This is a genomic window from Pelagicoccus sp. SDUM812002, assembly GCF_031127835.1.
In the GTDB taxonomy this organism is placed as follows: Bacteria; Verrucomicrobiota; Verrucomicrobiia; order Opitutales; family Opitutaceae; genus Pelagicoccus.
This window is the reverse complement of record NZ_JARXHX010000053.1, coordinates 1-3,431: the sequence shown is the minus strand read 5'-3', so window position 1 is coordinate 3,431 and position 3,431 is coordinate 1. Positions and strand designations below refer to the sequence as shown.

Annotated in this window: 5 protein-coding genes; all 5 read right to left on the bottom strand. The window is 44.1% G+C overall.

Features of this window, described 5'->3' with window-relative positions:
- Positions 1-219: 219 nt before the first annotated feature.
- Positions 220-432, bottom strand: coding sequence for a hypothetical protein (locus QEH53_RS23355; RefSeq protein ID WP_309025649.1), 213 nt, complete (start codon positions 430-432; stop codon positions 220-222).
- Between the two features lie 221 nt (positions 433-653).
- The gene (locus QEH53_RS23350) at positions 654-905 is read right to left on the bottom strand and encodes a hypothetical protein (protein ID WP_309025648.1); all 252 of its coding nucleotides are present in this window, start codon (positions 903-905) and stop codon (positions 654-656) included.
- 410 nt (positions 906-1,315) lie between these two features.
- Positions 1,316-1,891, bottom strand: coding sequence for a hypothetical protein (locus tag QEH53_RS23345; protein ID WP_309025647.1), 576 nt, complete (start codon positions 1,889-1,891; stop codon positions 1,316-1,318).
- A 32-nt stretch (positions 1,892-1,923) separates the two neighbouring features.
- Positions 1,924-2,328, bottom strand: a complete 405-nt coding sequence (locus QEH53_RS23340; protein ID WP_309025646.1) for a hypothetical protein — start codon at positions 2,326-2,328, stop codon at positions 1,924-1,926.
- A 496-nt stretch (positions 2,329-2,824) separates the two neighbouring features.
- Positions 2,825-3,325, bottom strand: coding sequence for a hypothetical protein (locus QEH53_RS23335; RefSeq protein ID WP_309025645.1), 501 nt, complete (start codon positions 3,323-3,325; stop codon positions 2,825-2,827).
- Positions 3,326-3,431: the final 106 nt, after the last annotated feature.

Here is a 3,431-nt window from a genome sequence, read left to right as displayed (position 1 = left end):
TCCATTGTCAAATTGCGATCTTTCGTTTGCTGCAGGATCAATCCTAATTGAAGGGGATTTCGGGTTGGTTGGCCTTCTCGAAAATCGATCTATCCCTCCGTTGCAGGATCTTCATATTTCATTCTTGGATTTAGAATTTGGATACGTCGCCAAGTTGTTCTCTCTAAAATTCCTTACCTCCCCATCGCAGAGGTCTCAGGCGAGCGCTTGCACGAGTTGTTAGCACCGACTTGATGGGGATTTTTGGTTTTGAATTAGGGTTGGGTTGGACATGGAAGTTCGGGCTTCTTCTTCTATATTTGGAATCAGTCTTTGGCTGCCGTTGGGTGATGCGATCTTTCTCTTCATTGCAGGATCATCGTTTTTGAAAGGACGTTCGAGTTGGTTGGCCTTGTCGAAAGTCGATCCATCTCCCGGTTGCAGGATCTTCATCTTTGTTTCATAGATCTAGAATTTGGATACGTCGCCAAGTTGTTCATCCTTTAGATTCCTTATCTCCCCATCGCCGAAGTGATACGTGAGCTCAAAACGTAGCTCGAGCGTTGGGTTGAGGTTGAGTGTGTCTGGTGGGGCGGAATTTCGGCGAGCGCTTACCCGAATTGTATCGACTGACTTGTTCGACCAAATTATTTTTTTGCATACACGATCTGGATTCAATGGGTTGAGGACTTCTTTTGCTGAATGCTTCGAGAATCATCTGTTCCTTTTAGTTCATTCAGCTCGTCCAACAGTTTCAAGATGGATCGGGCTTGAGCTATGCACGTGAGTGTCATTCCGATGGCTGTCATCGATAGTCCGATTACGGTGCTAATGCGTCTCTCGGCTATGTACGAGTAGATGGCGAAAGTAATAGCTGTTCCGGCTACCATCGATGAACCGATCAGGATCAGTAAATGTCCTTTCATTTTATTTTTCGTCGAATCGCAGAGCTCAGACGCGAGCGCTTGCGCGAGTTGTCTGGAGCGACTTGATATGTGCATTTCTTTTTACATCAGAAAGGAGCTGATTTGCCGCGTGCGATATCAAGTCGATCATAGTTTTATTCCTTTGTTTGGATCTTCTTTTTTTCTTCAATAGTAGCTTCGAGGTACATTTTTCGGAGTATTTCCATTTGGTGTACTGATAGTTTTATTCGGTCGACTCCTGAGTTCATCGTAGCTTTTGCCAGTGAATCTTCAAATTTTTGTTCAGACGGTGGCCATAAAGCTAACTCGTCTTCGAATTCGTTTCGCAATTTTTGGAAGTCATTCATCATTCTTCACATATCGCCAAGCTCAGACGGCGAGCGCTTGCGCTCGTTGTCTGCAGCGCTTGGTTAGCTATTTGTTTGTGTTAGTAGTTCCAATCCTTCAACGACGCTCTGCCCATTGTCTCCAAGCTTTGCTTCTTCATACTTCCGATCACAGTGCCCCAGATAATTTCTGATGGTTCTCATTATCGTTCGTAGTTCCGAAAGGAATGATTCAAAATCACTAAATGAGTAAAGCGTTCCTCCCTGCTGTTGGGCTATTTCGTAGTCGCTATGGGCAAACAGTTTGTTTCTGAGATCGATAAATTTCGAAGAATCGCTTTTAAGCTTATTGATCATTTCTTTCAGTGATGATCTTTGGCTATCGGTCAAAAACGTCGCATCATCGTAGAACGTAAACAGGGTGAGGTTTTTATTCTTACCTTGATAGTGTGGGTCTAGAAGTTGGCATGCTCGCACGCACAACGTTCCCAAATACATGAATCGCCATGCTTCGAAGAATTCAGCACTGTTTTTGTTGTAGAGTGGGATGTTTGGCGACTGAACATCGAACAAGTTGCGGAAGCTGTTCCAGTCTTTGTGAAGACGGTATACCTTCGAATCTACGATTCTGAAATCTTGTTCGTAACTATCAGGGATCATTATTATCTAGCTAACAGTGTTATTAGCATAATTTATCTGAGGTAGATCTTCGTTGTTTCTTCTCCACTTTCGTTATGGCATGTCACACATCCCTTCTTCCAGTATGACCATTTTAGGTCATTTGAATCAAAGTAGTGGTCAATGTCTTCGAATGCCGACATTCCTCCGAACATGGCTTCTGCTATTTCGTCACGACTTCTTTTCCACTTGATTACGATTACTGGAACACGTCTTCGTTCCGATTCCGAATAGACTGTTAGAAGAAATGCTTTTTTAGAAATCGTTGCGGTGTATTCCCCTTGTATTTTTTCTTTCTTCCCGTCGGAGAGCTGGTCGATCCATCGAACTTCTCTGTTCTTTCCGAGGATGATTGTTTTTATATAGCCGAAGAGTCCTATGTTCTCGATCCGGTAGAATGGTAGTTGATTGGGTTCCATTTCTCTTTTCTTTGCTAACGTCGAGGTGTCACGACGTAGGACGCGCAGCGTCCGGAGTTGTGACCACTGATTTGTTGGAATTATTTTCCTTCCTGAGAAGCCAAATACAAACAACCGGGAGGACAAACCACGAAGATAAGATGCCTATCAAGAAGACCGGTGGTAGCTGTTGCTGCTTCAGGAACGGTTCGAAGGTGTTTATGGTGAAAAGGGCACCAGTGATAAAAGCTGCAACCAACCCACATATAGTAATCATTCGTGCCCTATTGTCTCCATTTCTCAGTCGTACTGCGAGAAACCAAGTCGCGAATGGAAAGAGTACTGTCTCAAAATTCAGGTGCGTGCTTTGCTTCAGTTCATCAGCCCTTAATATGTTCGAGCCCATATTCCATAGATCTACTATGAGAAGAGTCGCGTATATGATCGCGATAACGTGTAATAGGTAGGATACTATTTTCATTCTTATCTCTTCCAACGTCAAAGCCATACGCGGAGGTCAGTCGCGGAGCGACTGGCCGGAGTTGTATGGGCTGCCTGGTTGAGCATTATTTCTTATGTTGAATTTGTTAATCGACCAAGAACCGTTCTGTTTTCCTATGTCGTACTCAACTTGTAATTCGTAGTCAGGATAATTCACGGTCGTGACATAGTAAGATCGTATGAATGGCTCTCCTCGAAGACTCCGACTCTTGTGGTCCGTATGTGTGACTATTTCGAATCCTTGGTAGTTTGGGTTTTGAGAAAAGAGAGAACTAACCATCTGGATAACATCGGTTCTTTTATAGTACTGTCTGTTCGCTTCGGAAAAATGTCTCCACAGCCATTCGCCGTTTCCGCTACCGAGAACCTCTTTGTTCATTTCCTCTATGAATTCAGGAGCGTCGTTATCAATCAAACCGATGCTGAGATAGAAGACGCCTACCGCTAGCAGGATAAGAGCGTTCTCGACGAGAAAGAGAATACCGCAAATCTTGAGAAGCTTTTGTTTCTTCGTCATCTATTTTTGCTCAACGCAGAGGCCATACGTGGAGGCCTCAGTTTGGGTTCCTTTTAAAGTTGGGTGATTTTGGTTGGGGCGTTGTGAAAGAGGCGGGCGTTTGCCG